This window comes from Rhodococcus yananensis (assembly GCF_020515525.1).
In the GTDB taxonomy this organism is placed as follows: Bacteria; Actinomycetota; Actinomycetes; order Mycobacteriales; family Mycobacteriaceae; genus Rhodococcus; species Rhodococcus yananensis.
Genome location: NZ_JAIYEP010000157.1, coordinates 1 through 1840 on the forward strand (window position 1 = coordinate 1; position 1840 = coordinate 1840).

1 protein-coding gene is annotated in these 1840 nt (G+C 68.3%); it reads right to left on the bottom strand.

The window, feature by feature from the left end; genetic code table 11:
* The coding region (locus LDQ05_RS19535) for a non-ribosomal peptide synthetase (protein ID WP_226438607.1) at positions 1 to 1840 on the bottom strand (1840 nt) is incomplete at both ends.

The window sequence follows — 1840 nt, forward strand, 5'->3', positions numbered from 1 at the left end:
CCAACGAATTACCACCGAGCGCGAAGAAATCGTCGTCCAACCCCACCCGGTCCACACCGAGCACCTCGGCGAACACCGACGCCACGATCTCCTCCACCGGCGTCGTCGGCGCACGGAACTCCCGCACACCGCCGAACTCCGGCGACGGAAGGGCACGCTGATCGAGCTTGCCGTTGACTGTCAGCGGCAACTCGTCCAGCACCACCACCGCATCGGGCACCATGTACCCGGTCAGGAACCCACCGATCTGCTCGAGCAACGCCGGCGGATCCACGACCGCCCCGTTCTCCGGCACCACGTACCCGACGAGCCGATCACCGAACGTCTCGTCACGACGCACCGTCGCCACTGCCTGCGCGACACCCGCGCACCGCAACAGCGCCGACTCGACCTCACCGAGCTCGATACGGAAGCCGCGCAACTGCACCTGCATGTCGCTGCGCCCGGCGTATTCGAGTCGACCGTCCCGGTTCCACCGGGCGACGTCACCGGTGCGGTACATCCTCGTACCCGCCGTCGTCGTGAACGGATCGGCCACGAATCGACCCGACGTCAACTCGGCCCGCCCCAGGTAGCCTCGCGCGAGCTGCGCACCGGCGACGTACATCTGCCCCGGCACACCGACCGGCACCGGTCGCAACCGATCGTCGAGGACGTACACCCGAAGGCCACCGAGTCCGCGACCGATCACGCTCGCCGCACCGGCCCGCGCCGACGACTCGTCGACATCCGAGTACGACACGTGCACCGTCGTCTCGGTGATGCCGTACATGTTCACGAGCTGCGGCCGGGCACCGTGCCGTTCGAACCACCCGGTCAACCGTGCCGGATCGAGCGCCTCACCGCCGAAGATCACCCAGCGCAACGCCATCGGCGTATCCGCTGCGGCGATCCGATCGGCCTCCGCGAACTGGTAGAAGGCGGACGGCGTCTGGTTGAGCACCGTCACGCGCTCCCGTGCCACCAGCTCGCGGAAGACGTCCGGCGACCGGGACGTCAGGTAGTCGACCACCACGACGGTGCCACCGAACGCCAACGCACCCCACAGCTCCCACACCGAGAAGTCGAACGCATAACTGTGGAACAAGGTCCACACATCGGTCTCGTCGAACCCGAACCGGTCGCCGGTGTTCGCCAGCAGTTCGACCACGTTCCGGTGCGCGATCTGCACACCCTTCGGCCGGCCCGTCGACCCCGACGTGTAGATCACGTATGCAAGATTCCCGCCGCGAACCGGGCCCGCGAGTTCGTCCTCACCGAGCGCGGTCCCCGGTACCGCCGACAGGTCCACCCGATCGATCTCGACGACGGGCACCGAGACGGTCACCGCACCCGGGCGGCCCGACCACGACACCACGGCGACCGGATCCGCGTCCGCGAGCGTGTACGCGATCCGCTCGTCCGGATAGGTCGGATCGATCGGCAGATACGCACCGCCCGCCTCGAGCACCGCGAGCACGCCGACCACGAGATCGACGGTCCGCGGCAGCACCACCGCCACCACCGAGTCCGGTCCGACACCCGCCGCGATCAGATACCGCGCGAGGCGACGCACCCGTTCCGCCAGCTCTGCGTACGTCACCGCGTCACCGTCGAAGCGCACCGCGACCGCATCCGGATGTTCGGCCACCGCAGCCTCGAACAACGACACCAACGTCACATCGTCGTCGACCGGCTCACCGGCCGCCTGCCAGTCCTCGATCAGGACCGTCGGTTCGTCGGACGACAACCACGGCGCATCCCCCACCACCACAGCAGGATCCGCCACCACAGCACCCAACACCCGCACGAACCGCTCCGCGAACGACACCACCGTCGCCCGATCGAACAAATCCGTCGC